Genomic DNA, 26,778 nt, shown 5'->3' with positions numbered 1-26,778 from the left:
GAGCGGCTGCGGCCGCTCGCCGTCGACGCCCCCGGGAGCACCCCACGTGCTCCCGGGGGCGTCGTCGCGTCGGGGCAGCACGCGTCGCGCCGTGGTGTCGACCCGTCGGCCTCTCCTGTCACAGGGGTCCCGACGTGCGGGGACATCCCTCCGGGCCGGGGACATAGCGCCGGCAGACGGGACTGTCCCCGCACGGTGTGGCCGGTGTGACCTGTGTGGCTCGTGGGATCGTCGACTCGTGGGGTCGTGGGGTCGTGGGGTCGTGGGGTCGTGGGGTCGTGGGGTCGTGGGGTCGTGGGGTCGCGGGGTCGTGGAGCCGGGGGAGTGGGTCCCGTGGGCGGGCCGGGTGCGCGGACCCCGGGACTCTCAGCCCCGGGACACCTCGGGCAGCCGCCAGGACACGGCGGCGCCGACCAGCCCTAGCAGGGCCAGGAAGACCAGGGCGGCGACGGCGCCGAGGGTCGCCAGGGCCGCGCTCACCGCACCCGTGACGAGCAGGACGACGCCCATGGCGGTGTTGGAGACCGCGACGTAGCGCGTGCGGAGGTCGCCTTCGGCGAGGTCCACGACATACGTCTTGCGGGCCACCCGCACGCCCACGTGCACGAGGCTCAGCACGAGGTATGCCGTGACCAGCACCGCGAGCAGCGCCCCCGGGCGCCCCGGCAGCGCCAGGACGGCCACGACCGCGAGGAGCACGACGACCGAGGCGACGAGCGCGCCGAGCACCATGACGAGCCGGCTGGACCGGTCGGCCAGCGACCCGAAGACCCTCCCGCCGACCACCGAGGCGACGCCCTGCGCGATGACGAACGACCCGAGCCCGCCGAGCAGCGCGGCGACCGTGCCCTGGCCGCCCGACCGGCCCGCGTCGACCGCCAGGGTCACGAGGAAGGGCGGCGCGAGCGCCGACACTAGGAGCAGCCCCCGGGCCAGGACGAACCGGCGGAACCCGGCGTCGTCCCGCAGGAGGCCGACCGTGTCGGTCCACCAGTGCTGGCGCTCCTCCTCGGGCTCCTGGGGCTCCTCGGGGATCCCCGCGTAGACCAGGACCGCGAGCGCCCACATCAGCGCCGCACCGAGCAGGAAGGCCGCCAGCGCCGGGGCGTCCAGGCCGGGCCCGAGCAGCTGCAGGGCCACCCCGATGACCAGGGCCGCCACCCCCGACACCATGGTCGCGGCCCCGGTCACCTGGCCGCGCTGCCCCTTCGGCACCGTCCGGCCCTGCACGTCCTTGGCCGCCATCGAGCACAGGCAGCGCGCGAGGGCGAAGACCGCGAGCGCCGCGAGGACGGCGGCCCCCGCCACCCACCCGTCGAGCGCCAGGGCCGCTGCCGCCATGGCCGCCGTCGCCCCGGCCTGGCCGGCCGCACCGAGCATCCACACCCGGGTGCGGCGCGGGCGGGCCACCACCCACGGCGTCAGCGCGGCCTGCGGCAGCATCGACCCGGCCTCGCGCACGGGCACCAGCAGCCCCACCAGCGCGGCGGGCGCGCCGACGAGGGTGAGCAACCAGGGGAGGACCGTCTTGGCGTTGACGACCTGGTCGCCGATGCTCTGCAGGGCGTTGGCACCGATGAGCCGCAGCCCGCCACGGCTCACCCGGTCGCTCCCGCCGAAGTCGCTCTCGGCCTGCGGATCCTCGCTGACGAACCGGTGGTACCACCGCGCCCGTGTCGACTGCTCGCTCACCGGCCCCATGATGCCGGGCGGCCCGACCGCACCGGAGACCGGCACCGGGATTTGGGCCGCCCACGGGTATGCCGTACCCTGGTGGCATACCCAAGACCGCCGGTCGTCGGCGTGCCCGGGTCCGGCGTGAGCCGGGTCGGGTGGCGTCGGCCGAAGGTTCCGACCAAGTCGGGCGTCCAGCGTAGGTGAACCGAGCACGACCCGTCCGACTCCGTCGACGATCGTCCTGCGAGCCCCGGTGCACCTGCGCCGGGGCTCTCGTCATGCCGGGCCCGGGGGTAGCCGGCACCACGACGTGATAGGAGGCCAGTATGGCGACGCCCGAGAAGGTTGCTGCCATCGCCGAGCTGACGGAGAAGTTCCGCAGCTCCGGTGGGGCCGTGCTCACGGAGTACCGCGGGCTGCGGGTGAGTCAGATCACCGAGCTGCGCGCCTCCATGCGGGAGCACGCCACCTACGCCGTGGTGAAGAACACGCTCACCAAGCGTGCTGCTGCCGAGGCCGGCATCGAAGGCCTCGACGAGCACCTGCAGGGCCCCACGGCCATCGCCTTCGTCACCGGTGACCCGGTCGAGGCGGCCAAGGGGCTGCGTGACTTCGCCAAGGCCAACCCGGCCCTGGTCATCAAGGGTGGGGTGCTCGACGGCAGGCCGTTGACCCCCGCCGAGATCACCACGCTCGCGGACCTGGAGTCCCGCGAGGTCCTGCTGGCCAAGCTGGCAGGTGCCATGAAGGGCAACCTGTCCAAGGCTGCCGGCCTGTTCGCCGCTCCGCTGTCGTCGACCGCCCGGGTCGTCGAGGCGCTGCGCGCGAAGGTCGAGGAGCAGGGCGGTCCCCTCTCCGGGGCGACGTCGGCGGCTGCCGACGAGTCCCCGTCGGCGGACTCCGCCGACACCACCGCACCGGCACAGGCCGAGGCGGGCACCGACGTCGCCGAGGGTGGCGACGAGGGCTGAGCGCGGCGGCCCCCGGGCCACGCGAGCAGCACATTCATCACAACGCCACTCACGGCATACAACAGGAAGGAACGCCCATCATGGCGAAGCTGAGCACCGAGGAGCTCCTTGACCAGTTCAAGGAGATGACCCTCATCGAGCTGTCCGAGTTCGTCAAGGCCTTCGAGGACACCTTCGAGGTCACCGCTGCCGCCCCGGTCGCCGTGGCGGCCGCGGGTGCCCCGGCCGCCGGTGGCGGCGACGACGCCGCCGAGGAGCAGGACGAGTTCGACGTCGTCCTCGAGGCCGCCGGCGACAAGAAGATCCAGGTCATCAAGGAGGTCCGTGCGCTGACCTCCCTCGGCCTGAAGGAGGCCAAGGACCTGGTCGACGGTGCGCCGAAGCCGGTCCTGGAGAAGGTCGACAAGGAGGCCGCCGAGAAGGCCAAGGAGCAGCTCGAGGGCGCCGGCGCGACCGTCACCCTCAAGTGAGCCCGTCGGTGGGGCCGCGGCTCAGGCCGTGACGTCCCGCCGACACCTCTCACCTCCGCCGCGGGCGGGGTCGGGGCACCTATGGTGCCCGGGCCCCGCCCGCGGTGCGTCCGGAGCCGGGCGGAGGAGACGGACACGCGCGGGGGAGCGGGCGTGCTTGACGGGCGGGGGGCGCAGGGAGCACCATCGTCGGACGCATCCGCCGGTGGCGGAGGTCGGGATCCACCAGGGGCGCGCCCGCCCCTGAGCCGACGTCCGGGGCTGCGGCGTCCCCGTCGTCCAGGGTTGGACGTCGGGCCATGCGGCGTGTAGACTAATTCTTTGCGCTGCCCTTCACCTGCCCTCGATCCCGTTGAAGAGATCGGTGCGCGCCCCGGCCGGTCCGCCGGGGCGCTGGACACCATCACTTCGCGCTGCATCCGTGAGCAGGCCGGGCGCCGCCTGACCGCCGCACACATTTAGGCCCGTGGAAGGACCATCCTTGGCTGCCTCGCGCACTGCGAAGAAGACTGTGTCCACCGCTCAGACGCCCTCCGGACGACTGAGCTTCGCCAAGATCCGGGAGCCCCTCGAGGTTCCCGATCTCCTGGCGCTCCAGACCGAGAGCTTCGACTGGCTCCTCGGCAACGAGGCCTGGCAGGCGCGGGTCGCCGCAGCCCAGGCCGAGGAGCGCGACGACATCCCCACCACCTCCGGTCTGGAGGAGATCTTCGAGGAGATCTCGCCGATCGAGGACTTCTCCGGCTCCATGTCGCTGAGCTTCCGCGACCACCGGTTCGAGGAGCAGAAGTACTCCGTCGAGGAGTGCCAGGAGAAGGACATGACCTACTCCGCCCCCCTGTTCGTCACGGCGGAGTTCATCAACAACTCGACCGGTGAGATCAAGAGCCAGACCGTGTTCATGGGCGACTTCCCGCTCATGACGCCGCGCGGCACCTTCATCGTCAACGGCACCGAGCGGGTCGTGGTGTCCCAGCTCGTGCGTAGCCCGGGCGTCTACTTCGAGCGCAGCCTCGACAAGACCTCGGACAAGGACATCTACTCCGCCAAGGTCATCCCCAGCCGCGGTGCCTGGCTGGAGTTCGAGATCGACAAGCGCGACCAGGTCGGCGTCCGCGTGGACCGCAAGCGCAAGCAGAGCGTCACCGTCCTGCTCAAGGCCCTCGGCTGGACCACGGACCAGATCCTCGAGGAGTTCGGCGACTACGAGTCGATCCGGCTCACCCTGGAGAAGGACCACACCACCGACCAGGACGAGGCGCTGCTGGACATCTACCGCAAGCTGCGTCCGGGCGAGCCCCCGACGCGCGACGCGGCCGAGACGCTGCTCAACAACCTCTACTTCAACCCCAAGCGCTACGACCTCGCCAAGGTCGGCCGCTACAAGGTCAACAAGAAGCTGGGGCTGCAGGCGCCGCTCGGCGAGTCCGTGCTCGGCATCGACGACATCGTCGCGACGATCAAGTACCTCGTCGCGCTGCACGCCGGCGAGCAGGCCGTGACCAGCCCGAGCGGCGAGGTCCCGGCCGAGGTCGACGACATCGACCACTTCGGCAACCGCCGCCTGCGCAGCGTCGGCGAGCTCATCCAGAACCAGGTGCGCACCGGCCTGTCCCGGATGGAGCGGGTCGTCCGCGAGCGGATGACCACCCAGGACGTCGAGGCGATCACGCCGCAGACGCTCATCAACATCCGGCCGGTCGTCGCCTCCATCAAGGAGTTCTTCGGCACCAGCCAGCTGTCGCAGTTCATGGACCAGAACAACCCGCTCTCCGGGCTGACGCACAAGCGTCGTCTGTCCGCGCTGGGCCCGGGTGGTCTGTCCCGTGACCGGGCCGGCATGGAGGTGCGCGACGTGCACCCCAGCCACTACGGCCGCATGTGCCCGATCGAGACCCCTGAGGGTCCCAACATCGGTCTCATCGGCTCGCTGGCGTCCTACGGCCGGATCAACCCGTTCGGCTTCGTCGAGACCCCCTACCGGCGGGTCCGCGACGGCAAGGTCACCGACGTCGTCGACTACCTGTCGGCCGGCGAGGAGGACCGGTTCGTCATCGCCCAGGCCAACGCCAAGCTGGACGACGACGGCACCTTCCTCGACGAGCGGGTGCTCGTGCGGGCCCGCGAGGGCGAGGCCGTCGACGTGCCCGCCGGCGACGTGGACTACATGGACGTCTCGGCGCGCCAGATGGTGTCCGCCGCGACCGCGATGATCCCGTTCCTCGAGCACGACGACGCCAACCGTGCGCTCATGGGCGCCAACATGCAGCGTCAGGCCGTGCCGCTGGTGCGCGCCGAGGCGCCACTGGTGGGCACCGGTATGGAGCACCGCGCCGCGCTGGACTCCGGTGACGTCGTGCGCGCCGCCAAGGCGGGCGCGGTCCAGGAGGTCTCCGCCGACCTGGTCACCGTGGCCAACGACGACGGCACCTACCAGTCCTACAAGATCAACAAGTTCACCCGCTCCAACCAGGGCAACTGCTACAACCAGCAGGTACGGGTCGACGTGGGCGACCACGTCGAGGCGGGTCAGCTGCTGGCCGACGGTCCCGCGACCGACGGCGGCGAGATGGCGCTGGGTCGCAACCTGCTCGTGGCGTTCATGCCGTGGGAGGGCTACAACTACGAGGACGCGATCATCCTCTCCCAGCGTCTGGTCCAGGACGACGTGCTCTCCTCGATCCACATCGAGGAGCACGAGATCGACGCCCGCGACACCAAGCTGGGTCCGGAGGAGATCACCCGGGACATCCCGAACGTCTCCGACGACGTGCTCGCCGACCTCGACGAGCGCGGCATCATCCGCATCGGTGCCGAGGTCCGCGACGGCGACCTGCTCGTCGGCAAGGTCACGCCCAAGGGTGAGACCGAGCTGACCCCGGAGGAGCGCCTGCTGCGCGCCATCTTCGGCGAGAAGGCGCGCGAGGTCCGCGACACCTCGATGAAGGTGCCGCACGGCGAGACCGGCACGGTCATCGGCGTCAAGGTGTTCGACCGCGAGGAGGGCGACGAGCTGCCCCCGGGCGTCAACCAGCTGGTCCGGGTCTACGTCGCCAACAAGCGCAAGATCACCGACGGCGACAAGCTGGCCGGACGGCACGGCAACAAGGGCGTCATCTCCAAGATCCTCCCGGTCGAGGACATGCCGTTCCTCGAGGACGGCACGCCGGTCGACGTCGTGCTCAACCCGCTGGGCGTCCCGGGCCGGATGAACATCGGCCAGATCCTGGAGCTGCACCTCGGCTGGGCCGCGGCGCAGGGCTGGGAGATCGCCGGGCAGCCGGAGTGGGCCGAGCTCATCCCCGACGACGCCCGCAGCGCCCCGCCGCGGACCCGTGTCGCGAGCCCCGTCTTCGACGGTGCCCGCGAGGAGGAGATCGCCGGGCTGCTGGACTCGACCACGCCGACCCGTGACGGGGACCGGCTCATCGACTCCAGCGGCAAGACGAAGCTCTTCGACGGCCGTTCGGGCGAGCCCTTCCCCGAGGAGATCTCGGTGGGCTACATGTACATCCTCAAGCTGCACCACCTCGTGGACGACAAGATCCACGCGCGCAGCACCGGGCCGTACTCGATGATCACCCAGCAGCCGCTCGGTGGTAAGGCCCAGTTCGGTGGCCAGCGCTTCGGTGAGATGGAGGTGTGGGCGCTGGAGGCCTACGGCGCCGCCTACGCCCTGCAGGAGCTGCTCACCATCAAGTCCGACGACGTCACCGGTCGGGTCAAGGTCTACGAGTCCATCGTCAAGGGCGACAACGTCCCGGAGCCCGGCATCCCCGAGTCCTTCAAGGTGCTCATCAAGGAGATGCAGTCGCTGTGCCTGAACGTCGAGGTCCTGTCCTCCGACGGCAGCCAGATCGACCTGCGCGAGTCGGACACCGAGGTGTTCCGGGCCGCCGAGGAGCTCGGGATCGACCTGAGCCGCCGCGAGCCCAGCTCGGTCGAGGAAGTCTGACCGCAGAACCGCGAGCGAAGCGAGCTTGGTTCCGCGGAGTGTCGAGGTCGCCGGGCGTAGCCCGACCGCCACGCCCGGCGACCCACCCATGAACGTGAGATTTCTGCATACGAGAGAAGGAAGCACGAAGTGCTAGACGTCAACTTCTTCGACGAGTTGCGCATCGGCCTGGCGACGGCCGAGGACATCAGGACCTGGAGCCACGGCGAGGTCAAGAAGCCCGAGACCATCAACTACCGCACCCTCAAGCCCGAGAAGGACGGCCTCTTCTGCGAGAAGATCTTCGGCCCGACCCGGGACTGGGAGTGCTACTGCGGCAAGTACAAGCGGGTCCGCTTCAAGGGCATCATCTGTGAGCGCTGCGGCGTCGAGGTGACCCGGGCCGGCGTGCGCCGCGAGCGGATGGGCCACATCGAGCTCGCCGCCCCGGTCACCCACATCTGGTACTTCAAGGGTGTCCCGAGCCGCCTCGGCTACCTGCTGGACCTGGCTCCGAAGGACCTCGAGAAGGTCATCTACTTCGCCGCCTACATGATCACCACGGTCGACGAGGAGGGGCGCCACCAGGACCTGCCCAGCCTCGAGGCGCAGATCCAGACCGAGAAGAAGGCGATGGAGAACCGTCGCGACTCTGACGTCGAGGACCGGGCCAAGAAGCTCGAGTCCGACCTCGCCGAGCTGGAGGCCGAGGGCGCCAAGTCCGACGCCAAGCGCAAGGTCAAGGACGGCGCCGAGCGGGAGATGAACCAGATCCGTCGGCGTGCCGACGCCCAGGTCGAGCGCCTGGAGCAGGTCTGGGACCGCTTCAAGAACCTCAAGGTCCAGGACCTCGAGGGCGACGAGATCCTCTACCGCGAGATGCGGGACCGCTTCGGCATGTACTTCGAGGGAGGTATGGGCGCCGCCGCGCTGCAGAAGCGGCTGGAGAGCTTCGACCTCGACGCCGAGGCCGCCTCGCTGCGCGAGACCATCGCCACCGGCAAGGGCCAGCGCAAGACCCGTGCCATCAAGCGGCTCAAGGTCGTCACCAGCTTCCTGCAGACCAAGAACGAGCCGGCCGGCATGGTGCTGGACTGCGTCCCGGTCATCCCGCCGGACCTGCGCCCGATGGTGCAGCTGGACGGTGGCCGCTTCGCGACCTCCGACCTCAACGACCTCTACCGCCGCGTCATCAACCGCAACAACCGCCTCAAGCGGCTGCTGGACCTGGGCGCGCCGGAGATCATCGTCAACAACGAGAAGCGCATGCTGCAGGAGGCCGTCGACAGCCTCTTCGACAACGGCCGCCGCGGGCGCGCCGTCACCGGCCCGGGCAACCGGCCGCTGAAGTCGCTGTCCGACATGCTCAAGGGCAAGCAGGGCCGGTTCCGCCAGAACCTGCTCGGCAAGCGCGTCGACTACTCCGGCCGTTCGGTCATCGTCGTCGGCCCGCAGCTGCGGCTGCACCAGTGCGGTCTCCCCAAGCAGATGGCGCTCGAGCTGTTCAAGCCGTTCGTCATGAAGCGGCTGGTCGACCTCGACCACGCGCAGAACATCAAGTCGGCCAAGCGCATGGTCGAGCGTGGCCGCAGCGTCGTCTGGGACGTGCTCGAGGAGGTCATCACCGACCACCCCGTGCTGCTCAACCGGGCCCCCACGCTGCACCGCCTGGGCATCCAGGCCTTCGAGCCGCAGCTGGTCGAGGGCAAGGCGATCCAGATCCACCCGCTGGTCTGCACCGCCTTCAACGCCGACTTCGACGGTGACCAGATGGCGGTCCACGTGCCGCTGTCGGCCGAGGCCCAGGCCGAGGCCCGGATCCTCATGCTGAGCTCCAACAACATCCTCAAGCCGGCCGACGGCCGTCCGGTGACCATGCCCACCCAGGACATGATCATCGGCCTGTTCCACCTCACCTCGGAGAGCACCCGGGGAGAGGCCGGGTCGGCCTACCTCGTGGACGAGGACGGCAACCAGCACCTGCGCAGCTTCGGCTCCGTCGCGGAGGCCCGCATGGCCTTCGACGGCGGCCAGATCGAGCTGGGCACGGCCATCCGGCTGCGGCTCAACCAGACCGCGCCGCCGGAGGGCTTCGCGCTGGCCGAGGGTGCCCAGGTCACCGAGGACGGTGTCGTCGACACCTTCGTCATGGAGACCACGCTGGGCCGGGCGCTGTTCAACGACGCCCTGCCGCCCAACTACCCCTACGTCGACGAGGTCGTGGACAAGAAGCGGCTCTCCGGGATCGTCAACGACCTGGCCGAGCGCTACACCAAGGTGCAGGTCGCCGCGAGCCTCGACTCGCTCAAGGACGCGGGCTACCACTGGGCGACCCGCTCGGGCACCACGGTCGCGGTCTCGGACGTGCAGACGCCGGAGCGCAAGACCGAGATCCTGTCCACCTACGAGGTCAAGGCCGCGAAGGTGCAGCTGCAGTACGAGCGCGGTCTCATCACCGACGACGAGCGTCGGCAGGAGCTCATCGAGATCTGGACCCAGGCCACCAACGAGGTCGCCAAGGAGCTGGAGACCTCGATGCCCAAGGACAACACCATCTACCGCATGGTGACCTCGGGCGCGCGCGGCAACTGGTTCCAGCTGCGGCAGATCGCCGGGATGCGCGGCCTCATGGCCAACCCGAAGGGCGAGATCATCCCGCGTCCGATCAAGTCCAACTTCCGCGAGGGGCTGTCGGTGCTGGAGTTCTTCATCTCCACGCACGGTGCCCGCAAGGGCCTGGCGGACACCGCGCTGCGGACCGCCGACTCGGGCTACCTCACGCGTCGACTGGTCGACGTCAGCCAGGACGTCATCATCCGGGAGAACGACTGCGGCACCGACCGCGGCTTCGTGATGCCGATCGCGCAGGCCGGCGCCGAGGGTGCGCTGCGCGAGCACGACGACGTCGAGACCGCGGTCTACGCGCGGACCCTCGCCTCGGACGTGGAGGTCGACGGCCAGGTGCTCGCGCAGGCGGGCATCGACCTGGGCGACGTCGTCATCGACACGCTGGTGAGCGCCGGCGTCGAGGAGGTCAAGGTCCGCTCGGTCCTGACCTGCGAGTCGCTCGTCGGCACGTGCGCCAAGTGCTACGGCCGCAGCCTCGCGACCGGCAAGCTGGTGGACATCGGCGAGGCCGTCGGCATCATCGCCGCCCAGTCGATCGGTGAGCCCGGCACCCAGCTGACGATGCGCACCTTCCACACCGGTGGTGTGGCCGGTGACGACATCACGCAGGGTCTGCCGCGTGTCGTCGAGCTCTTCGAGGCCCGCACGCCCAAGGCGGTCGCCCCGATCGCCGAGGCGACCGGCCGCATCGAGGTCGAGGACACCGACAAGTCGCGCCGGCTGCTCCTCACGCCGGACGACGGCAGCGACGAGCACGCCTACCCGGTGAGCAAGCGGGCGCGCCTGCTGGTCTCCGACGGCGACCACGTCGAGGTCGGCACCCAGCTCGTGGTCGGCGCGATCGACCCCAAGCAGGTCCTGCGCATCCTCGGCCCGCGGGCGACCCAGCAGCACCTGGTCGACCAGGTCCAGGGCGTCTACCGCCAGCAGGGTGTGTCGATCCACGACAAGCACATCGAGGTCATCGTCCGGCAGATGCTGCGGCGGGTCACGATCATCGAGGCGGGGGACACCGAGCTGCTGCCCGGCACCCTCTCCGAGCGTGGCCGTTTCGAGACCGAGAACCGTCGGGTCGTCTCCGAGGGTGGTCGTCCGGCGTCGGGTCGTCCCGAGCTCATGGGCATCACCAAGGCCTCGCTGGCGACCGACTCCTGGCTCTCCGCGGCCTCCTTCCAGGAGACCACCCGCGTCCTCACCGAGGCCGCGATGGAGGCCAAGAGCGACCCGCTGCTGGGCCTCAAGGAGAACGTCATCCTCGGCAAGCTGATCCCCGCGGGGACCGGCCTGACGCGGTACCGCAACCTCACGGTGGAGCCCACCGAGGAGGCCAAGGCCGCGGCCTACGCGGTCCCGGACTACGAGGACTTCGACTACGCCGGCACGTTCGGGCAGGGCAGCGGCGAGGCGGTCCGCCTCGACGACGTCCCCATGGACGAGCCGCGCTACTGAGCGCAGGTCCGACCGCACACCGCCAGGGGCGGGTATGCCGTGACGCACGGCATACCCGCCCCTGGCGCGTCCGCGGGTGACGGATTTGTCCCCGCGACGTCGCGCCCGGTATCCTGGAGAACTGTGTGCGGGCTAGGTCCTGCGTGCACGCGGGCCTCGGTGCCCGCACCTACCTCTCGCCGGGCAGTCCGCCCGGGTCGCCGCGGCCTCGCGCCGCACGGTGAACCGGACGGGAAGTGCAGGGGAGAGCAGCTGTTCCGACACACCCGGATGCGGGGGTCGAGGAGCGGCGCAACCCAAGGAGCGTGACCCGCACGGACGCCGTGCGGCCCACGACGACCATCGACGACTGACGGAGCATCAGTGCCTACGATCAACCAGCTTGTCCGCAAGGGCCGGCAGGACAAGGTCAAGAAGACCAACTCCCCGGCCCTCAAGGGCAACCCGCAGCGCCGCGGCGTCTGCACCCGTGTCTACACCACCACCCCCAAGAAGCCGAACTCCGCCCTGCGCAAGGTCGCCCGCGTGCGCCTCACCAGCGGCGTCGAGGTCACGGCCTACATCCCGGGGGTCGGCCACAACCTCCAGGAGCACTCCATCGTGCTCGTCCGCGGCGGCCGGGTGAAGGACCTGCCCGGCGTCCGCTACAAGATCATCCGCGGGTCCCTGGACACCCAGGGCGTCCGGGGCCGCAACCAGGCCCGGTCCCGCTACGGCGCGAAGAAGGAGAAGAAGTAATGCCTCGTAAGGGCCCTGCTCCCAAGCGTCCCCTCATCAACGACCCGGTCTACGGCTCGACCCTGGTCACCCAGCTGGTCAACAAGATCCTGCTGGACGGCAAGAAGGCGACCGCCGAGCGCATCGTCTACGGCGCCCTCGAGGGCTGCCGCGCCAAGACCGGCACCGACCCCGTGCAGACGCTGAAGCGCGCGCTGGACAACGTCAAGCCGGCCCTCGAGGTGAAGTCCCGCCGCGTCGGTGGTGCCACCTACCAGGTGCCGATCGAGGTCAAGCCCGGCCGCAGCACCACGCTGGCCCTGCGCTGGCTCGTGGGTTACTCGCGGCAGCGCCGGGAGAAGACCATGACCGAGCGCCTCATGAACGAGATCCTCGACGCGAGCAACGGCCTGGGCGCCGCGGTGAAGCGTCGCGAGGACACGCACAAGATGGCCGACGCCAACAAGGCGTTCGCCCACTACCGCTGGTGACCCGCGGGTCGGGGCAGGGCAGGCGCGCCGGTCGCGCCCCCCGCCCCGACCGCGCACCGGCATCGCACTGACCACGAGAGACCAACCAGAGAAGAGAGACTGTGGCACTCGACGTCCTCACGGACCTCAACAAGGTCCGCAACATCGGCATCATGGCTCACATCGATGCCGGCAAGACGACGACCACCGAGCGGATCCTGTTCTACACCGGCATCAACTACAAGATCGGTGAGACGCACGACGGGGCGTCGACCATGGACTGGATGGAGCAGGAGCAGGAGCGCGGCATCACCATCACGTCGGCCGCGACGACCTGCTTCTGGAAGGACACCCAGATCAACATCATCGACACCCCCGGGCACGTCGACTTCACCGTCGAGGTGGAGCGCTCGCTGCGCGTCCTCGACGGCGCGGTCGCGGTGTTCGACGGCAAGGAGGGTGTCGAGCCGCAGTCCGAGACCGTGTGGCGCCAGGCGGACAAGTACGACGTTCCGCGCGTCTGCTTCGTCAACAAGATGGACAAGCTCGGTGCCGACTTCTACTTCACCGTGCAGACCATCAAGGACCGGCTGGGCGCGACCCCGCTGGTCGTCCAGCTGCCCATCGGCGCCGAGAGCGACTTCATCGGTGTCATCGACCTCGTCAAGATGCGCGCGCTGACGTGGCGCGGCGAGGTCGAGAAGGGCGAGGACTACGCCGTCGAGGAGATCCCCGAGGACCTGCAGGCGCAGGCCGAGGAGTACCGCGAGAAGCTCGTCGAGCAGGTCGCCGAGGCGACCGACGAGCTCATGGAGCGCTACCTCGAGGAGGGTGAGCTGACCGAGGAGGAGCTGGTCGCGGGCATCCGTGCCATGACCGTCACCTCGCAGGCCTACCCGGTCCTGTGCGGCTCGGCCTTCAAGAACAAGGGCGTGCAGCCGATGCTGGACGCGGTCATCTCCTACCTGCCCTCGCCGCTGGACGTCCCGCCGATGATCGGCCACGACCCCAACGACGAGACCGTCGAGCTGACCCGTCGTCCGGACTCCACCGAGCCGTTCTCCGGCCTGGCCTTCAAGGTCGCGACCCACCCGTTCTTCGGCACGCTCACCTACGTGCGTGTGTACTCGGGCAAGATCGACGCCGGCCAGCCGGTCTACAACGCGACCAAGGGCAAGAAGGAGCGCATCGGCAAGCTGTTCCAGATGCACTCCAACAAGGAGAACCCGGTGGGCTCGGCCTCGGCCGGCCACATCTACGCGATGATCGGCCTCAAGGACACCACCACCGGTGACACGCTCTCCGACATGAGCCAGCACATCGTGCTGGAGTCGATGAGCTTCCCGGAGCCGGTCATCCACGTCGCCATCGAGCCCAAGACCAAGGGCGACCAGGAGAAGCTCTCCACCGCGATCCAGAAGCTGGTCCAGGAGGACCCGACCTTCACCGTCCGTCTGGACGAGGAGACCGGCCAGACCGTCATCGGCGGCATGGGCGAGCTGCACCTGGACGTCTTCGTGGACCGCATGAAGCGCGAGTTCAAGGTCGAGGCCAACGTCGGCGCCCCGCAGGTCGCCTACCGCGAGACCATCAAGAAGGCTGTGGAGAAGTACGACTACACCCACAAGAAGCAGACGGGTGGGTCGGGCCAGTTCGCCAAGGTGCAGCTGACCTTCGAGCCCATGGACACCGCCGAGGGCGAGCTCTACGAGTTCGCGAACTCGGTCACCGGTGGCCGTGTGCCCAAGGAGTACATCCCCTCGGTGGACCAGGGCATCCAGGACGCGATGCAGGTCGGCATCCAGGCCGGCTACCCGGTCGTGGGCATCAAGGCCACCCTGCTGGACGGCGCCTACCACGACGTCGACTCCTCGGAGATGGCGTTCAAGATCGCCGGCTCGATGGCCTTCAAGGAAGCCGCCCGCCGCGCCAACCCGGTGCTGCTCGAGCCGATGATGGCCGTCGAGGTCCGGACCCCGGAGGACTACATGGGGGACGTCATCGGCGACCTCAACTCCCGACGTGGGCAGATCCAGTCCATGGAGGACATCTCCGGTGCCAAGGTCGTCAAGGCCGTGGTCCCGCTGTCCGAGATGTTCGGGTACGTTGGTGACCTCAGGTCCCGGACCCAGGGTCGTGCCAACTACACGATGCAGTTCGACTCCTACGCCGAGGTTCCCAAGAACGTCGCCGAGGAGATCATCAAGAAGGTCCGCGGCGAGTGATCCCGTTCACTCCGTCCGCGGAGTGATGGACCGAGCAACACCCATCCAGACGTCGCCCCCGGTCCCGCACCGGTGACGATCGCACATCCCGAGTCCAACAGGAGGACACCCCAGTGGCGAAGGCCAAGTTCGAGCGGAGCAAGCCGCACGTCAACATCGGCACCATCGGTCACATCGACCACGGCAAGACCACCCTCACGGCTGCCATCTCCAAGGTGCTGCACGACAAGTACCCGGAGTTGAACCAGGCGTCGCCCTTCGACTCCATCGACAAGGCGCCCGAGGAGAAGCAGCGCGGCATCACGATCTCGATCGCGCACATCGAGTACCAGACGGAGAAGCGTCACTACGCGCACGTCGACTGCCCGGGTCACGCCGACTACGTCAAGAACATGATCACCGGCGCTGCCCAGATGGACGGTGCCATCCTCGTGGTCGCCGCCACCGACGGCCCCATGCCGCAGACGAAGGAGCACGTCCTCCTGGCCCGCCAGGTCGGCGTCCCCTACATCGTCGTGGCCCTCAACAAGGCCGACATGGTCGACGACGAGGAGATCATGGAGCTCGTCGAGATGGAGGTCCGCGAGCTGCTGTCCTCCTACGAGTTCCCCGGTGACGACCTGCCCGTCGTGAAGGTCTCCGCGCTCAAGGCGCTGGAGGGTGACGAGGAGTGGGCCAACACCGTCCTCGAGCTCATGGACACCGTGGACGAGTACATCCCGGAGCCCGAGCGCGACCTGGACAAGCCGTTCATGATGCCCGTCGAGGACGTCTTCACGATCACCGGTCGTGGCACCGTCGTCACCGGCCGCATCGAGCGCGGCATCCTCAAGGTCAACGAGGAGATCGAGATCGTCGGCATCCGCCCGGGCTCGAGCAAGACGACCGTGACCGGCATCGAGATGTTCCGCAAGCTGCTCGACGAGGGGCGTGCGGGCGAGAACGTCGGCCTGCTCCTGCGTGGCACCAAGCGCGAGGACGTCGAGCGCGGCCAGGTCATCGTCAAGCCGGGCACCATCACCCCGCACACCGAGTTCGAGGCGCAGGCCTACATCCTGTCCAAGGACGAGGGTGGCCGGCACACGCCGTTCTACGACAACTACCGTCCGCAGTTCTACTTCCGGACGACGGACGTCACCGGTGTCGTGCACCTGCCCGAGGGCACCGAGATGGTCATGCCCGGTGACAACACCGACATGAAGGTCGAGCTGATCCAGCCGATCGCCATGGAGGAGGGCCTGATGTTCAACATCCGCGAGGGTGGCCGCACCGTCGGCGCCGGTCGGGTCACCAAGATCCTCAAGTGACCTGAGCCGGGCCCGTCCCGCGCAGGAGCCCCCGTCACCGACACCGGTGACGGGGGCTCCTGGCGTCCGGGACGGGTGCCTCGCCGACGGCCGGGGGAGGCGTGGCAGGCTGGGGGCATGAGGGTCTGGTACGCCGCCTACGGGTCGAACCTCAGCCGCCACCGCTTCCTCACCTATCTGCAGGGGGGGACGGCCTCAGGGGCCCGGCGCGGGCAGACCGGCGCGCGTGACCCTCAGCTGCCGACGGGGGACCGTCCGGTCCACCTCCCCGGCCGGCTCCACTTCGGCTGGGAGTCCGTGACCTGGGGCGGCGGGATCGCCTTCTACGTCCCGGGCGAGGACCCGCACGGGGTGGCGGCCCGGGCCTACCTCCTCACCGCCGACCAGTTCGTGGACGTCGCGGCGCAGGAGATGCACCGTGAGCCCCGCGGGCGGCTGGACCTGTCCCGGGTGCTCTCCGAGGGCTACGACGTCGCCGGGCCGGGGCGCTACGAGACCATCCACCGGGTCGGGACGATCGAGGACGCGCCGGTGCTCACCTTCACCGCGAAGGACGTCGACGCCCTGGGGTCGCTGGCACCCACGGCGCCCTACCTGCGCACCATCGCCGAGGGGCTCCGGGACAGCCACGGCATGAGCACGGAGGCCGTCGCCGACTACCTGCGGGGGAGCCCGGTCGTGCGCGAGGCGTGGTCGAGGTCGGCCCTGCTGGAGTGCCTCGCGGCACCGATTTGAGGTATGCCGACGCCGCATGGCACACTAGACAGGTTGCTTGACGCGCGTCGCGCACCCATGTGTGCGTCGCCGGCCGTCTGGCACGCGCCCCAGGGCGCGGGCGACGGCAGCGCAAGCCCCGGCCGAGCCGGGTACGGACACCGCCCAGGACGATCTGAGGATCTCTGGGTGACGTCTGCGGGAGGCGCGACACGCCCGACCGCGGGGGTCGGTGTCCGTCCCGTCGGACCGGACCACGAATGTTCCAGACGGACGACGAGAGAGAGTCAGACAAGCGATGGCGGGACAGAAGATCCGCATCCGGCTGAAGTCGTACGACCACGAGGTCATCGACAGCTCGGCGCGCAAGATCGTTGACACGGTGACCCGTGCTGGCGCCACGGTGGTCGGCCCGGTGCCGCTCCCGACGGAGAAGAACGTCTTCTGCGTCATCCGGTCGCCGCACAAGTACAAGGACAGCCGCGAGCACTTCGAGATGCGTACCCACAAGCGGCTGATCGACATCGTCGACCCCACCCCCAAGGCGGTCGACTCCTTGATGCGTCTCGACCTCCCGGCGGACGTCAACATCGAGATCAAGCTGTGAGTGTGACGACGATGACTACTACGACCACTGCATCGACCACCAGGCGCACCGTCAAGGGCGTGCTCGGCGAGAAGCTGGGGATGACCCAGGTCTGGGACGCCGAGAACCGTCTCGTGCCGGTCACGGTCATCAAGGCGGGCCCCGCCGTCGTCACCCAGGTCCGCAACGCGCAGACCGACGGGTACGACGCGGTCCAGATCGCCTTCGGCGCGATCGACCCGCGCAAGGTGACCCAGCCGCTCAAGGGCCACTTCGCCAAGGCCGGGGTCACCCCGCGCCGGCACGTCGCCGAGCTGCGCACCGCCGACGCCGCCGACTACGAGCTCGGCCAGGAGATCACCGCCGAGACCTTCGAGGGCGGCCAGAAGGTGGATGTCACCGGCACCACCAAGGGCAAGGGCTTCGCGGGCGTCATGAAGCGGCACGGCTTCTCCGGCGTCGGCGCCTCCCACGGTGCTCACCGCAACCACCGCAAGCCGGGCTCCATCGGTGGCTGCGCCACCCCGGGCCGCGTCTTCAAGGGCCTGCGGATGGCCGGCCGGATGGGCGGCGAGCGCCAGACCACCTCGAACCTGACCGTCCACGCCGTGGACGCGGACAAGGGCCTGCTGCTCATCAAGGGTGCCGTCCCCGGCCCCCGCGGCGGCGTCGTCCTCGTGCGCACGGCCGCGAAGGGTGCGTGAACCTGACATGACCACCATCACCATCACCAAGCCCGCCGGTGGAGACGCCGGCACGGTGGAGCTGCCCGCCGAGCTCTTCGACGTGCAGACCAACGTGCCCCTCATCCACCAGGTCGTCGTGGCCCAGCTGGCCGCGGCGCGGCAGGGGACGCACTCCACCAAGACCCGCGGCGAGGTCCGCGGCGGTGGCCGCAAGCCCTACCGCCAGAAGGGCACCGGCCGCGCGCGTCAGGGCTCGACCCGTGCCCCGCAGTTCGCCGGCGGCGGGACGGTGCACGGCCCGCAGCCGCGCAGCTACGCCCAGAAGACGCCCAAGAAGATGAAGGCCGCCGCCCTGCGCGGTGCGCTGTCGGACCGTGCCCGCCACGGCCGCATCCACGTGCTGTCCGCGCTGATCGAGGGGGAGGCCCCCTCCACCCGCACGGCGCGCGCGGCCCTGCAGGCCCTGTCGGACCGTCCGAACTTCCTCGTGGTCCTGGACCGCGCGGACGACCTCGGGCTGCGCAGCGTGCGCAACATGCCCGACGTGCACGTCCTGTTCGTCGACCAGCTCAACACGTACGACGTGCTGTGCTCCGACGACGTGGTCTTCACCCAGGCCGCCCTGGACACCTTCATCTCCGGCGTGAGCACCACGACTGCCGAGGAGACCAAGTGAGCATGAGCACCTTCAGCACCCAGAAGGACCCCCGCGACATCCTGCTGTCCCCGGTCGTGTCCGAGAAGTCGTACGCGCTGCTGGACCAGGGCAAGTACACCTTCCTGGTCGACCCCCGCGCCAACAAGTCGGAGATCAAGAAGGCCGTCGAGGCCATCTTCGACGTCAAGGTGTCCTCGGTCCACACGATGAACCGCCAGGGCAAGGCCCGTCGCACGCGGTTCGGGATGGGCCGTCGCAAGGACACGAAGCGGGCGATCGTCACGCTGCGCGAGGGATCCATCGACATCTTCGGCACGCTCTGAGCGCCGGGGCACGAGACGAGAAGCTAGAGGACTTTCGATAATGGCTATTCGCAAGTACAAGCCGACGACGCCGGGCCGACGTGGCTCGAGCGTGGCCGACTTCGTCGAGGTGACCCGGACGACGCCGGAGAAGTCGCTGGTCAAGCCGCTGTCCAAGACCGGTGGGCGCAACGCCTCCGGTCGCATCACGACGCGGCACATCGGTGGCGGCCACAAGCGCGCCTACCGGGTCATCGACTTCCGGCGTGCGGACAAGGACGGCGTCAACGCCAAGGTCGCGCACATCGAGTACGACCCCAACCGCACGGCGCGCATCGCGCTGCTGCACTACACCGACGGCGAGAAGCGCTACATCATCGCGCCGAACCGGCTCAAGCAGGGCGACACGATCGAGAACGGCCCGTCCGCCGACATCAAGCCCGGCAACAACCTGCCGCTGCGCAACATCCCGGTCGGTACGGTCATCCACGCCATCGAGCTGCGGCCCGGTGGGGGAGCCAAGATCGCCCGCTCGGCCGGGGCCCGCGTCCAGCTGGTGGCCAAGGAGGGCAGCATGGCGCAGCTGCGCATGCCCTCCGGGGAGATCCGCAACGTCGACGCCCGCTGCCGCGCCAGCATCGGCGAGGTCGGCAACGCCGAGCAGAGCAACATCAGCTGGGGCAAGGCCGGCCGGATGCGGTGGAAGGGCAAGCGCCCGACCGTCCGCGGTGTGGTCATGAACCCGGTCGATCACCCGCACGGTGGTGGTGAGGGCCGGACCTCCGGTGGCCGTCACCCGGTGAGCCCCTGGGGTCAGCCCGAGGGTCGTACCCGCAAGCCCAACAAGCCCAGCGACAAGCTCATCGTGCGTCGTCGCCGGACCGGCAAGAAGCGCTGAGTTTAGGAGCAGTCCGAAGAATGCCTCGCAGCCTGAAGAAGGGCCCGTTCGTCGACGACCACCTCACCAAGAAGGTGGACGCGCAGAACGCGGCCGGAACCAAGAACGTCATCAAGACCTGGTCCCGCCGGTCGATGATCACCCCCGACATGCTCGGCCACACGCTGGCCGTGCACGACGGCCGCAAGCACGTCCCGGTCTTCGTGACCGAGTCGATGGTCGGTCACAAGCTCGGTGAGTTCGCTCCGACCCGCACGTTCAAGGGTCACGAGAAGGACGACAGGAAGGGTCGCCGCCGATGACGACCACCACGAACACCACGGAAGAAGGATTCGTCATGGAAGCCAGGGCGCAGGCGCGGTACGTCCGCGTGACGCCGATGAAGGCACGCCGTGTCGTCGACCTCATCCGGGGCAAGAGCGTCCCGGAGGCGCAGGCCCTCATGCGGTTCGCCCCGCAGAGCGCCAGCGAGCCGGTGCTCAAGGTCCTGAACAGTGCGGTCGCCAACGCCCGGCACGCCGCCGACAGCAGCGGCACGGGCATCGACGAGACCCGTCTCGTCGTCGCGTCCGCCTTCGTCGACGAGGGCCCGACCATGAAGCGGTTCCGGCCGCGCGCCCAGGGCCGCGCCAGCCGCATCAACAAGCGCACGAGCCACATCACCGTGGTCGTCGCCGAGAAGACCAAGGGAGGTGCCCGCTGATGGGGCAGAAGATCAACCCGAACGGCTACCGCCTGGGCATCACGACCGACCACCGCAGCCGCTGGTTCGCCGACTCCACCAAGGAGGGGCAGCGCTACCGCGACTACGTGAAGGAAGACGTCGCGATCCGTGAGCTGCTGTCCACCGGGATGGACCGGGCCGGCATCTCCAAGGTCGAGATCGAGCGCACGCGGGACCGCGTCCGCGTCGACATCCACACGGCCCGCCCCGGCATCGTCATCGGTCGCCGCGGCGCCGAGGCCGACCGGCTGCGCGGCGCCCTGGAGAAGCTCACCGGCAAGCAGGTCCAGCTCAACATCCTCGAGGTGAAGAACCCCGAGGTGGACGCGCAGCTGGTGGCTCAGGGGATCGCCGAGCAGCTCGCTGCCCGCGTGACCTTCCGTCGGGCCATGCGCAAGGGGATGCAGTCCGCCCTGCGCGCCGGCGCCAAGGGCATCCGGATCCAGTGCTCCGGCCGTCTCGGCGGTGCGGAGATGTCGCGCTCGGAGTTCTACCGCGAGGGCCGCGTGCCGCTGCACACCCTGCGGGCCAACATCGACTACGGCCTGTACGAGGCCAAGACGACCTTCGGCCGGATCGGTGTGAAGGTCTGGATCTACAAGGGCGACCTGACCGCCAAGGAGCTGGCCCGCGAGGAGGCCCAGGCCCCCAGCGGGCGTGGCGACCGTCGTGGCCGCGGTGGTCGTGGCGGCCCCGGGGGCGAGCGTGGCGAGCGCCGCGGTCGTGCCCCGCGGCGTGACGAGACCGCGACCTCCGAGCAGGCCCCCGCAGCCGCGCAGACCGACTCGGCGACCGCCGCCCCCGCTACCACCGAGGGAGAGCAGTCCTGATGTTGATTCCCCGTCGCGTCAAGCACCGCAAGCAGCACCACCCCGGCCGCTCCGGCATGGCCAAGGGTGGCACCCAGCTGGCGTTCGGTGACTACGGCATCCAGGCGCTCTCGCCGGCCTACGTCACCAACCGGCAGATCGAGTCCGCTCGTATCGCCATGACCCGCTACATCAAGCGTGGCGGCAAGGTGTGGATCAACATCTACCCCGACCGTCCGCTGACGAAGAAGCCGGCCGAGACCCGCATGGGTTCCGGCAAGGGCTCGCCCGAGTGGTGGGTGGCCAACGTCAAGCCTGGCCGCGTGATGTTCGAGCTGTCCGGTGTGTCCGAGGACGTCGCCCGCGAGGCGCTGCGTCTGGCGATGCACAAGCTGCCCATGAAGACCCGTTTCGTCTCCCGTGAGGGTGGTGACATCTGATGGCTGTCGGTTCCGACAACCTGACCCCCGAGCAGCTGCGTGGTCTGGAGGACGGCCCCCTGGCCGATGCTCTGGCCGAGGCCAAGAAGGAGCTGTTCAACCTCCGCTTCCAGTCCGCCACCGGGCAGCTGGAGAGCCACGGCCGGCTGCGTGCGGTCCGCAAGGACATCGCCCGCATCTACACCGAGATGCGCGAGCGCGAGCTCGGCATCGGCCGTGAGTCCGACGAGAACGAGAAGGTGGGCTGAGCATGAGCGAGAGCACCCAGACCCAGGCCGGCACGGCCGACGCGTCGGTCGAGGCGCACGAGCCCAGCGAGAGCTCGCTCGGGCACGGCGGCGACCGCAACTACCGCAAGGCCCGCCAGGGCTACGTCGTCAGCGACAAGATGGACAAGACGATCGTCGTCCAGGTCGAGGACCGCGTGAAGCACGGCCTCTACGGCAAGGTCATCCGCACGACCAACAAGGTCAAGGCGCACGACGAGGCCAACGCCGCCGGCGTCGGCGACCGGGTCCTCATCATCGAGACCCGCCCGCTGTCCGCCACCAAGCGGTGGCGTCTGGTGGAGATCCTCGAGAAGGCCAAGTAGGCCCTACCCCCAGGTGCGGGACCTCCGGGTCCCGCCAACGAACCCTTTCATCCACGACGTCTGGCCAGGCTCGGCCCCCGCGGGCGAGAACCAGCCGGCAGTAGGAGAACGAACAGTGATCCAGCAGGAGTCGCGACTGCGCGTCGCCGACAACACCGGTGCCAAGGAGCTCCTGTGCATCCGCGTGCTCGGCGGTTCCGGCCGCCGTTACGCGGGCATCGGGGACACCATCGTGGCGACCGTGAAGGACGCCATCCCCGGCGGCAACGTCAAGAAGGGCGATGTCGTCAAGGCGGTCATCGTCCGCACCCGCAAGGAGCGCCGTCGCCCCGACGGCAGCTACATCCGTTTCGACGAGAACGCCGCGGTCATCCTCAAGAACGACGGTGACCCCCGCGGTACCCGCATCTTCGGCCCGGTGGGCCGTGAGCTGCGCGACAAGCGATTCATGCGGATCGTCTCGCTCGCGCCGGAGGTGATCTGAGACATGGCGAAGATGAAGATCAAGAAGAACGACCTCGTGCAGGTCATCGCCGGCAAGGACAAGGGCCTGCAGGGCCGCGTCATCGCCGTGCACACCGACACCAACCGCGTGCTGGTCGAGGGCGTCAACCGCATCACCAAGCACACCCGTGCGGGTGGCCAGCGCGGCGTCAACACCGGCGGCATCCAGGTCCAGGAGGCCCCCATCCACGTGTCCAACGTGATGGTGGTCGACCCCGAGACCAAGAAGCCGACGCGGATCAAGACCCGCGTCGAGCAGGTGGACCGCGATGGCCGCGACAAGACGGTGCGCACCCGCGTGGCGGTGCGCTCGGGTAAGGACCTCTGAGCATGACTGACACGATCACCGAGACCACCGAGACGCAGTCCGGCGCCTCCGCCGCGACGCCCCCCCGGCTCAAGGCGCGGTACCGCCAGGACATCGTCCCGGCCATGACCGAGCAGTTCGGCTACGCCAACCCCATGCAGGTCCCGGGGCTGGTGAAGGTCACCGTCAACATGGGTGTCGGCGAGGCCGCTCGCGACAGCAAGCTCATCGAGGGCGCCATCCGCGACCTGGCGACGATCACCGGCCAGAAGCCGTCCGTCACCAAGGCCCGCAAGTCCATCGCCCAGTTCAAGCTGCGCGAGGGCATGCCCATCGGCGCTCACGTGACGCTGCGCGGGGACCGGATGTGGGAGTTCCTCGACCGGCTGCTGTCCCTGGCCCTGCCGCGCATCCGCGACTTCCGCGGGCTCTCCCCGCGCCAGTTCGACGGCAACGGCAACTACACCTTCGGCCTGGTGGAGCAGTCGATGTTCCACGAGATCGACCAGGACAAGATCGACCGGGTCCGCGGTATGGACATCACGCTGGTCACCACCGCCACGACCGACGACGAGGGCCGGGCGCTGCTCAAGCACCTGGGCTTCCCGTTCAAGGAGAACTGAGCATGGCCAAGACGGCTCTCATCAACAAGGCCAACCGCAAGCCGAAGTTCAAGGTGCGCGCCTACACCCGCTGCCAGCGGTGCGGTCGCCCGCACTCGGTCTACCGCAAGTTCGGCCTGTGCCGGATCTGCCTGCGCGAGATGGCGCACGCCGGCGAGCTGCCCGGTGTCACCAAGTCGAGCTGGTGAGGCGGGCCTTCCCGCCCGTCCGCCGGCACACCTTCCACTGACGTAACCACCACCTGGAACATCGAAGGTCGCCCCGGGCCGCAGGCCCGGGGGGAAACCGCGGTGAGAAAGGGCACGAAGCCCATGACCATGACCGACCCGATCGCGGACATGCTGACCCGGATCCGGAACGCCAACTCGGCGCACAAGGACCAGGTCTCCATGCCGTACTCCAAGCTGAAGGCGACCATCGCCGACATCCTCAAGGCCGAGGGCTACATCGCCTCCTGGTCCTCCGCGGATGCCGAGGTGGGAACCACGCTGATCATCGACCTCAAGTACGGCCCCAACCGGGAGCGCTCCATCGCCGGTGTGCGCCGCGTCTCCAAGCCGGGCCTGCGTGTCTACGCGAAGTCCACCAACCTGCCCCGCGTGCTGGGCGGCCTGGGCGTGGCGATCATCTCCACGTCCTCCGGCCTGCTCACCGACCGCCAGGCGGCCGAGAAGGGCGTCGGCGGCGAAGTGCTCGCCTACGTCTGGTGACCCGGAGCAGAAGGTAAGGAGCTCACAAGAATGTCTCGTATCGGACGACTCCCCGTCACCGTCCCCTCCGGTGTCGACGTGGCCATCGACGGCTCGACCGTCACGGTCAAGGGGCCCAAGGGCCAGCTCGCGCTCGACGTCGTCGAGCCCATCTCGGTGGCCGCGGGCGAGGACGGCAGCATCGAGGTGACCCGGCCCGACGACGAGCGCGACTCGCGCTCCCGGCACGGCCTCACCCGCAGCCTCATCGCCAACATGGTCGAGGGTGTGACCAACGGTTACACCAAGAAGCTCGAGATCCACGGCACCGGTTACCGCGTGGTGGCCCGGGGCAGCGACCTCGAGTTCGCGCTCGGCTACAGCCACCCCATCCTCATCCAGGCCCCGGAGGGCATCACCTTCCAGGTCGAGAACCCCACCCGGTTCTCGGTCACGGGCATCGACAAGCAGCAGGTCGGCGAGGTCGCCGCGAACATCCGCAAGCTGCGCAAGCCGGACCCCTACAAGGGCAAGGGCGTGCGCTACGAGGGTGAGCGCATCCGCCGCAAGGTCGGAAAGGCTGGTAAGTAAGCCATGGCACAGATCGTCAAGCGCGCCAAGAGCAAGAGCGCAGCACGGGGGCGTCGCCACGTGCGGCTGCGCAAGAAGGTGACCGGGACCGCGGAGCGTCCGCGTATCGTGGTCAACCGGTCCTCGCGTCACGTCTTCGTCCAGCTCGTGGACGACACCAAGAGCGCCACCGTGGCCTCCGCCTCCACCATGGAGGCGGACCTGCGTGCCCTGGAGGGCGACAAGACGGCCAAGGCCCGGCGGGTCGGCGAGCTGCTCGCCGAGCGCGCCCGGGCGGCCGGCGTCGACGCGGCGGTCTTCGACCGTGGCGGCAACCGTTACGCCGGCCGCGTGGCCGCGATCGCGGAGGGCGCCCGCGAGGGCGGCCTGGCGCTCTGATTCGGACCTGCGAGAACGAGGAAAGAGGACTTTTCGATGGCTGGTGACTTCCAGCGACGTGGAACCGCATCCGGTTCCACGTCCGGTGACGCCCGCGACAACCGTCGGGGCAGCCGGGACAGCAACAACCGAGACAACCGCGACGGCCGTGGTGGCCGCGGTGGTCGCGACGACGACCGCAACCAGTACCTCGAGCGGGTCGTCACGATCAACCGCGTGGCCAAGGTCGTCAAGGGTGGCCGCCGCTTCAGCTTCACCGCGCTCGTCGTGGTGGGTGACGGCGACGGCACCGTGGGCGTCGGCTACGGCAAGGCCAAGGAGGTGCCGGCAGCGATCTCCAAGGGCGTGGAGGAGGCCAAGAAGAACTTCTTCCGCGTCCCGCGGATCGCGGGCACCATCCCGCACCCCATCCAGGGCGAGGCCGCAGCCGGCGTCGTCATGCTCAAGCCGGCCAGCCCGGGTACCGGTGTCATCGCCGGTGGTCCGGTGCGCGCCGTGCTCGAGTGCGCGGGGATCCACGACGTCCTGAGCAAGTCGCTCGGGTCGAGCAACTCCATCAACATCGTGCACGCCACCGTCGCGGCGCTGCAGGGTCTCGAGCAGCCCGAGGCCGTCGCGGCCCGTCGGGGCAAGTCGCTCGAGGAGGTCGCCCCCCACGCCATGCTCAAGGCACGCGCCGAGGCCGCGGCCGAGGCGAAGGCAGGTGCCTGATGGCCAAGCTCAAGGTGACCCAGATCAAGTCCACCGTCGGCACGAAGCACATGCACCGGGAGACCGTCCGGAGCCTGGGCCTCAAGCGGATCGGTGACACCGTCGTCAAGGAGGACCGCCCGGAGTTCCGGGGTATGGTCCGCACGGTCGCCCACCTGGTGACCGTGGAGGAGGTTGACTGAAATGGCCGACAGCACCACCCGCCGCGAGGCGGCCGCGCTGAAGGTGCACCACCTGCGTCCGGCCCCCGGCGCCAAGACCGCGAAGACCCGTGTGGGTCGCGGTGAGGCGTCCAAGGGCAAGAGCGCGGGCCGTGGCACCAAGGGGACGAAGGCCCGGTACCAGGTGCCGGCGACCTTCGAGGGCGGTCAGACCCCCATGCACATGCGGCTGCCGAAGCTGCGTGGTTTCACGAACCCGTTCAAGGTGACCTACCAGGTCGTCAATCTCGACACCCTGGCCACCCTCTTCCCGGAGGGCGGCACCGTCGGGATCGACGAGCTCGTCGCCAGGGGTGCGGTCCGCAAGGGCCAGCCCGTCAAGGTGCTCGGCACCGGTGAGGTGTCGGTCAAGCTCGACGTCACCGCCACGAAGTTCTCGGCCTCCGCCAAGGAGAAGATCGAGGCGGCCGGCGGGAGCGCCACCGAGGCCTGAGGCTCCGGCCCCGGTCCTGTCACACCTCGAGTGAGGCCCTGCGTCGCCCCGCGGCGCGGGGCCT

The 26,778-nt window shown here is 69.3% G+C and carries 31 protein-coding genes; 30 read left to right on the top strand and 1 reads right to left on the bottom strand.

Annotated features, from left to right (window positions below; genetic code table 11):
• Positions 1–366 precede the first annotated feature (366 nt).
• Positions 367–1,692: an MFS transporter gene (locus tag FHD63_RS11405; RefSeq protein WP_238705639.1), complete on the bottom strand. Its 1,326-nt coding sequence runs from the start codon at positions 1,690–1,692 to the stop codon at positions 367–369.
• Between the two features lie 311 nt (positions 1,693–2,003).
• Here FHD63_RS11405 and rplJ point away from each other — a divergent pair, with 311 nt between their 5' ends.
• The 30 genes from rplJ to rplO all read left to right on the top strand — a co-directional run bounded on the left by rplJ (position 2,004) and on the right by rplO (position 26,714).
• Positions 2,004–2,648, top strand: a complete 645-nt coding sequence (gene rplJ / locus FHD63_RS11400) for a 50S ribosomal protein L10 (protein ID WP_139722163.1) — start codon at positions 2,004–2,006, stop codon at positions 2,646–2,648.
• Between the two features lie 80 nt (positions 2,649–2,728).
• Complete coding sequence (gene rplL / locus FHD63_RS11395) at positions 2,729–3,118, top strand: 50S ribosomal protein L7/L12 (protein ID WP_139722162.1); 390 nt, start codon at positions 2,729–2,731, stop codon at positions 3,116–3,118.
• 481 nt (positions 3,119–3,599) lie between these two features.
• Entirely contained in the window at positions 3,600–7,073 is a 3,474-nt protein-coding gene (rpoB, locus tag FHD63_RS11390; protein ID WP_139722161.1) for a DNA-directed RNA polymerase subunit beta, read from the top strand.
• Positions 7,074–7,202: 129 nt separating this feature from the next.
• Entirely contained in the window at positions 7,203–11,129 is a 3,927-nt protein-coding gene (locus tag FHD63_RS11385) for a DNA-directed RNA polymerase subunit beta' (protein WP_139722160.1), read from the top strand.
• A 363-nt stretch (positions 11,130–11,492) separates the two neighbouring features.
• On the top strand, positions 11,493–11,867 hold the full coding sequence (gene rpsL, locus FHD63_RS11380) for a 30S ribosomal protein S12 (protein ID WP_022925287.1): 375 nt from the start codon (positions 11,493–11,495) through the stop codon (positions 11,865–11,867).
• Positions 11,867–12,337 carry a 30S ribosomal protein S7 gene (gene rpsG / locus FHD63_RS11375; protein ID WP_058890627.1) on the top strand — a complete coding sequence of 157 codons (471 nt, stop codon included), beginning with the start codon at positions 11,867–11,869 and terminating at the stop codon, positions 12,335–12,337. The genes rpsL and rpsG overlap by 1 nt, the downstream gene beginning before the upstream one ends.
• Before the next feature lie 101 nt (positions 12,338–12,438).
• On the top strand, positions 12,439–14,541 hold the full coding sequence (gene fusA / locus FHD63_RS11370) for an elongation factor G (protein ID WP_139722159.1): 2,103 nt from the start codon (positions 12,439–12,441) through the stop codon (positions 14,539–14,541).
• 113 nt (positions 14,542–14,654) lie between these two features.
• Positions 14,655–15,848: an elongation factor Tu gene (tuf, locus tag FHD63_RS11365; protein ID WP_130014039.1), complete on the top strand. Its 1,194-nt coding sequence runs from the start codon at positions 14,655–14,657 to the stop codon at positions 15,846–15,848.
• A 117-nt stretch (positions 15,849–15,965) separates the two neighbouring features.
• Positions 15,966–16,583 (top strand): histone deacetylase, encoded by a 618-nt coding sequence (locus FHD63_RS11360; protein ID WP_174964933.1) that lies wholly within the window; start codon positions 15,966–15,968, stop codon positions 16,581–16,583.
• A gap of 277 nt (positions 16,584–16,860) precedes the next feature.
• Positions 16,861–17,169, top strand: coding sequence for a 30S ribosomal protein S10 (gene rpsJ / locus FHD63_RS11355; RefSeq protein ID WP_006946210.1), 309 nt, complete (start codon positions 16,861–16,863; stop codon positions 17,167–17,169).
• 11 nt (positions 17,170–17,180) lie between these two features.
• Positions 17,181–17,852, top strand: coding sequence for a 50S ribosomal protein L3 (gene rplC, locus FHD63_RS11350; RefSeq protein WP_174964931.1), 672 nt, complete (start codon positions 17,181–17,183; stop codon positions 17,850–17,852).
• A 7-nt stretch (positions 17,853–17,859) separates the two neighbouring features.
• Positions 17,860–18,510, top strand: coding sequence for a 50S ribosomal protein L4 (gene rplD / locus FHD63_RS11345; protein WP_139722158.1), 651 nt, complete (start codon positions 17,860–17,862; stop codon positions 18,508–18,510).
• Between the two features lie 2 nt (positions 18,511–18,512).
• On the top strand, positions 18,513–18,815 hold the full coding sequence (gene rplW, locus FHD63_RS11340) for a 50S ribosomal protein L23 (protein WP_058890632.1): 303 nt from the start codon (positions 18,513–18,515) through the stop codon (positions 18,813–18,815).
• A 40-nt stretch (positions 18,816–18,855) separates the two neighbouring features.
• Complete coding sequence (gene rplB, locus FHD63_RS11335; protein WP_130014036.1) at positions 18,856–19,692, top strand: 50S ribosomal protein L2; 837 nt, start codon at positions 18,856–18,858, stop codon at positions 19,690–19,692.
• Positions 19,693–19,712: 20 nt separating this feature from the next.
• Positions 19,713–19,994, top strand: a complete 282-nt coding sequence (gene rpsS / locus FHD63_RS11330) for a 30S ribosomal protein S19 (RefSeq protein WP_139722157.1) — start codon at positions 19,713–19,715, stop codon at positions 19,992–19,994.
• A gap of 35 nt (positions 19,995–20,029) precedes the next feature.
• Positions 20,030–20,395 (top strand): 50S ribosomal protein L22, encoded by a 366-nt coding sequence (rplV, locus tag FHD63_RS11325; protein WP_139723103.1) that lies wholly within the window; start codon positions 20,030–20,032, stop codon positions 20,393–20,395.
• Positions 20,395–21,246: a 30S ribosomal protein S3 gene (rpsC, locus tag FHD63_RS11320; protein WP_139722156.1), complete on the top strand. Its 852-nt coding sequence runs from the start codon at positions 20,395–20,397 to the stop codon at positions 21,244–21,246. Before rplV ends, rpsC begins: the two co-directional genes overlap by 1 nt.
• Positions 21,246–21,665 (top strand): 50S ribosomal protein L16, encoded by a 420-nt coding sequence (rplP, locus tag FHD63_RS11315; RefSeq protein ID WP_139722155.1) that lies wholly within the window; start codon positions 21,246–21,248, stop codon positions 21,663–21,665. The genes rpsC and rplP overlap by 1 nt, the downstream gene beginning before the upstream one ends.
• A complete protein-coding gene (gene rpmC, locus FHD63_RS11310) occupies positions 21,665–21,913 on the top strand; it encodes a 50S ribosomal protein L29 (RefSeq protein WP_066641571.1) in 249 nt (82 codons plus the stop codon). Before rplP ends, rpmC begins: the two co-directional genes overlap by 1 nt.
• A 2-nt stretch (positions 21,914–21,915) precedes the next feature.
• A complete protein-coding gene (gene rpsQ / locus FHD63_RS11305; protein WP_139722154.1) occupies positions 21,916–22,257 on the top strand; it encodes a 30S ribosomal protein S17 in 342 nt (113 codons plus the stop codon).
• Between the two features lie 115 nt (positions 22,258–22,372).
• On the top strand, positions 22,373–22,741 hold the full coding sequence (gene rplN / locus FHD63_RS11300; RefSeq protein WP_010148661.1) for a 50S ribosomal protein L14: 369 nt from the start codon (positions 22,373–22,375) through the stop codon (positions 22,739–22,741).
• 3 nt (positions 22,742–22,744) lie between these two features.
• Positions 22,745–23,089, top strand: a complete 345-nt coding sequence (rplX, locus tag FHD63_RS11295) for a 50S ribosomal protein L24 (RefSeq protein WP_238705638.1) — start codon at positions 22,745–22,747, stop codon at positions 23,087–23,089.
• A gap of 2 nt (positions 23,090–23,091) precedes the next feature.
• Positions 23,092–23,691 carry a 50S ribosomal protein L5 gene (rplE, locus tag FHD63_RS11290; RefSeq protein WP_139722153.1) on the top strand — a complete coding sequence of 200 codons (600 nt, stop codon included), beginning with the start codon at positions 23,092–23,094 and terminating at the stop codon, positions 23,689–23,691.
• 2 nt (positions 23,692–23,693) lie between these two features.
• Complete coding sequence (locus FHD63_RS11285) at positions 23,694–23,879, top strand: type Z 30S ribosomal protein S14 (RefSeq protein WP_010148658.1); 186 nt, start codon at positions 23,694–23,696, stop codon at positions 23,877–23,879.
• Positions 23,880–24,002: 123 nt separating this feature from the next.
• On the top strand, positions 24,003–24,401 hold the full coding sequence (rpsH, locus tag FHD63_RS11280) for a 30S ribosomal protein S8 (protein ID WP_010148657.1): 399 nt from the start codon (positions 24,003–24,005) through the stop codon (positions 24,399–24,401).
• 30 nt (positions 24,402–24,431) lie between these two features.
• Positions 24,432–24,971: a 50S ribosomal protein L6 gene (gene rplF / locus FHD63_RS11275; RefSeq protein WP_139722152.1), complete on the top strand. Its 540-nt coding sequence runs from the start codon at positions 24,432–24,434 to the stop codon at positions 24,969–24,971.
• A 3-nt stretch (positions 24,972–24,974) separates the two neighbouring features.
• Positions 24,975–25,349: a 50S ribosomal protein L18 gene (gene rplR, locus FHD63_RS11270; RefSeq protein WP_139722151.1), complete on the top strand. Its 375-nt coding sequence runs from the start codon at positions 24,975–24,977 to the stop codon at positions 25,347–25,349.
• Between the two features lie 36 nt (positions 25,350–25,385).
• Positions 25,386–26,060, top strand: coding sequence for a 30S ribosomal protein S5 (gene rpsE / locus FHD63_RS11265; protein ID WP_139722150.1), 675 nt, complete (start codon positions 25,386–25,388; stop codon positions 26,058–26,060).
• On the top strand, positions 26,060–26,242 hold the full coding sequence (rpmD, locus tag FHD63_RS11260; RefSeq protein WP_010148653.1) for a 50S ribosomal protein L30: 183 nt from the start codon (positions 26,060–26,062) through the stop codon (positions 26,240–26,242). The genes rpsE and rpmD overlap by 1 nt, the downstream gene beginning before the upstream one ends.
• Position 26,243: 1 nt before the next feature.
• Positions 26,244–26,714, top strand: coding sequence for a 50S ribosomal protein L15 (gene rplO / locus FHD63_RS11255; protein ID WP_139722149.1), 471 nt, complete (start codon positions 26,244–26,246; stop codon positions 26,712–26,714).
• Positions 26,715–26,778 lie beyond the last annotated feature (64 nt).

It is taken from the genome of Serinicoccus chungangensis (assembly GCF_006337125.1).
Taxonomy (GTDB): Bacteria; Actinomycetota; Actinomycetes; order Actinomycetales; family Dermatophilaceae; genus Ornithinicoccus; species Ornithinicoccus chungangensis.
The sequence above is the reverse complement of the archived record's forward strand: the minus strand, read 5'-3'. Positions and strand labels throughout refer to the sequence as shown.

Excerpts from the sequence above, each read along its gene's own strand:
- rplJ (WP_139722163.1), top strand. The coding sequence starts at position 2,004 with ATGGCGACGCCCGAGAAGGTTGCTGCCATCGCCGAGCTGACGGAGAAG.
- rplL (WP_139722162.1), top strand. The coding sequence starts at position 2,729 with ATGGCGAAGCTGAGCACCGAGGAGCTCCTTGACCAGTTCAAGGAGATG.
- rpsG (WP_058890627.1), top strand. The coding sequence starts at position 11,867 with ATGCCTCGTAAGGGCCCTGCTCCCAAGCGTCCCCTCATCAACGACCCG.
- FHD63_RS11360 (WP_174964933.1), top strand. The coding sequence starts at position 15,966 with ATGAGGGTCTGGTACGCCGCCTACGGGTCGAACCTCAGCCGCCACCGC.
- rpsJ (WP_006946210.1), top strand. The coding sequence starts at position 16,861 with ATGGCGGGACAGAAGATCCGCATCCGGCTGAAGTCGTACGACCACGAG.
- rplC (WP_174964931.1), top strand. The coding sequence starts at position 17,181 with ATGACTACTACGACCACTGCATCGACCACCAGGCGCACCGTCAAGGGC.
- rplD (WP_139722158.1), top strand. The coding sequence starts at position 17,860 with ATGACCACCATCACCATCACCAAGCCCGCCGGTGGAGACGCCGGCACG.
- rplW (WP_058890632.1), top strand. The coding sequence starts at position 18,513 with ATGAGCACCTTCAGCACCCAGAAGGACCCCCGCGACATCCTGCTGTCC.
- rplB (WP_130014036.1), top strand. The coding sequence starts at position 18,856 with ATGGCTATTCGCAAGTACAAGCCGACGACGCCGGGCCGACGTGGCTCG.
- rpsS (WP_139722157.1), top strand. The coding sequence starts at position 19,713 with ATGCCTCGCAGCCTGAAGAAGGGCCCGTTCGTCGACGACCACCTCACC.
- rplV (WP_139723103.1), top strand. The coding sequence starts at position 20,030 with ATGGAAGCCAGGGCGCAGGCGCGGTACGTCCGCGTGACGCCGATGAAG.
- rpsC (WP_139722156.1), top strand. The coding sequence starts at position 20,395 with ATGGGGCAGAAGATCAACCCGAACGGCTACCGCCTGGGCATCACGACC.
- rplP (WP_139722155.1), top strand. The coding sequence starts at position 21,246 with ATGTTGATTCCCCGTCGCGTCAAGCACCGCAAGCAGCACCACCCCGGC.
- rpmC (WP_066641571.1), top strand. The coding sequence starts at position 21,665 with ATGGCTGTCGGTTCCGACAACCTGACCCCCGAGCAGCTGCGTGGTCTG.
- rpsQ (WP_139722154.1), top strand. The coding sequence starts at position 21,916 with ATGAGCGAGAGCACCCAGACCCAGGCCGGCACGGCCGACGCGTCGGTC.
- rplX (WP_238705638.1), top strand. The coding sequence starts at position 22,745 with ATGGCGAAGATGAAGATCAAGAAGAACGACCTCGTGCAGGTCATCGCC.
- rplE (WP_139722153.1), top strand. The coding sequence starts at position 23,092 with ATGACTGACACGATCACCGAGACCACCGAGACGCAGTCCGGCGCCTCC.
- FHD63_RS11285 (WP_010148658.1), top strand. The coding sequence starts at position 23,694 with ATGGCCAAGACGGCTCTCATCAACAAGGCCAACCGCAAGCCGAAGTTC.
- rpsH (WP_010148657.1), top strand. The coding sequence starts at position 24,003 with ATGACCATGACCGACCCGATCGCGGACATGCTGACCCGGATCCGGAAC.
- rplF (WP_139722152.1), top strand. The coding sequence starts at position 24,432 with ATGTCTCGTATCGGACGACTCCCCGTCACCGTCCCCTCCGGTGTCGAC.
- rplR (WP_139722151.1), top strand. The coding sequence starts at position 24,975 with ATGGCACAGATCGTCAAGCGCGCCAAGAGCAAGAGCGCAGCACGGGGG.
- rpsE (WP_139722150.1), top strand. The coding sequence starts at position 25,386 with ATGGCTGGTGACTTCCAGCGACGTGGAACCGCATCCGGTTCCACGTCC.
- rpmD (WP_010148653.1), top strand. The coding sequence starts at position 26,060 with ATGGCCAAGCTCAAGGTGACCCAGATCAAGTCCACCGTCGGCACGAAG.
- rplO (WP_139722149.1), top strand. The coding sequence starts at position 26,244 with ATGGCCGACAGCACCACCCGCCGCGAGGCGGCCGCGCTGAAGGTGCAC.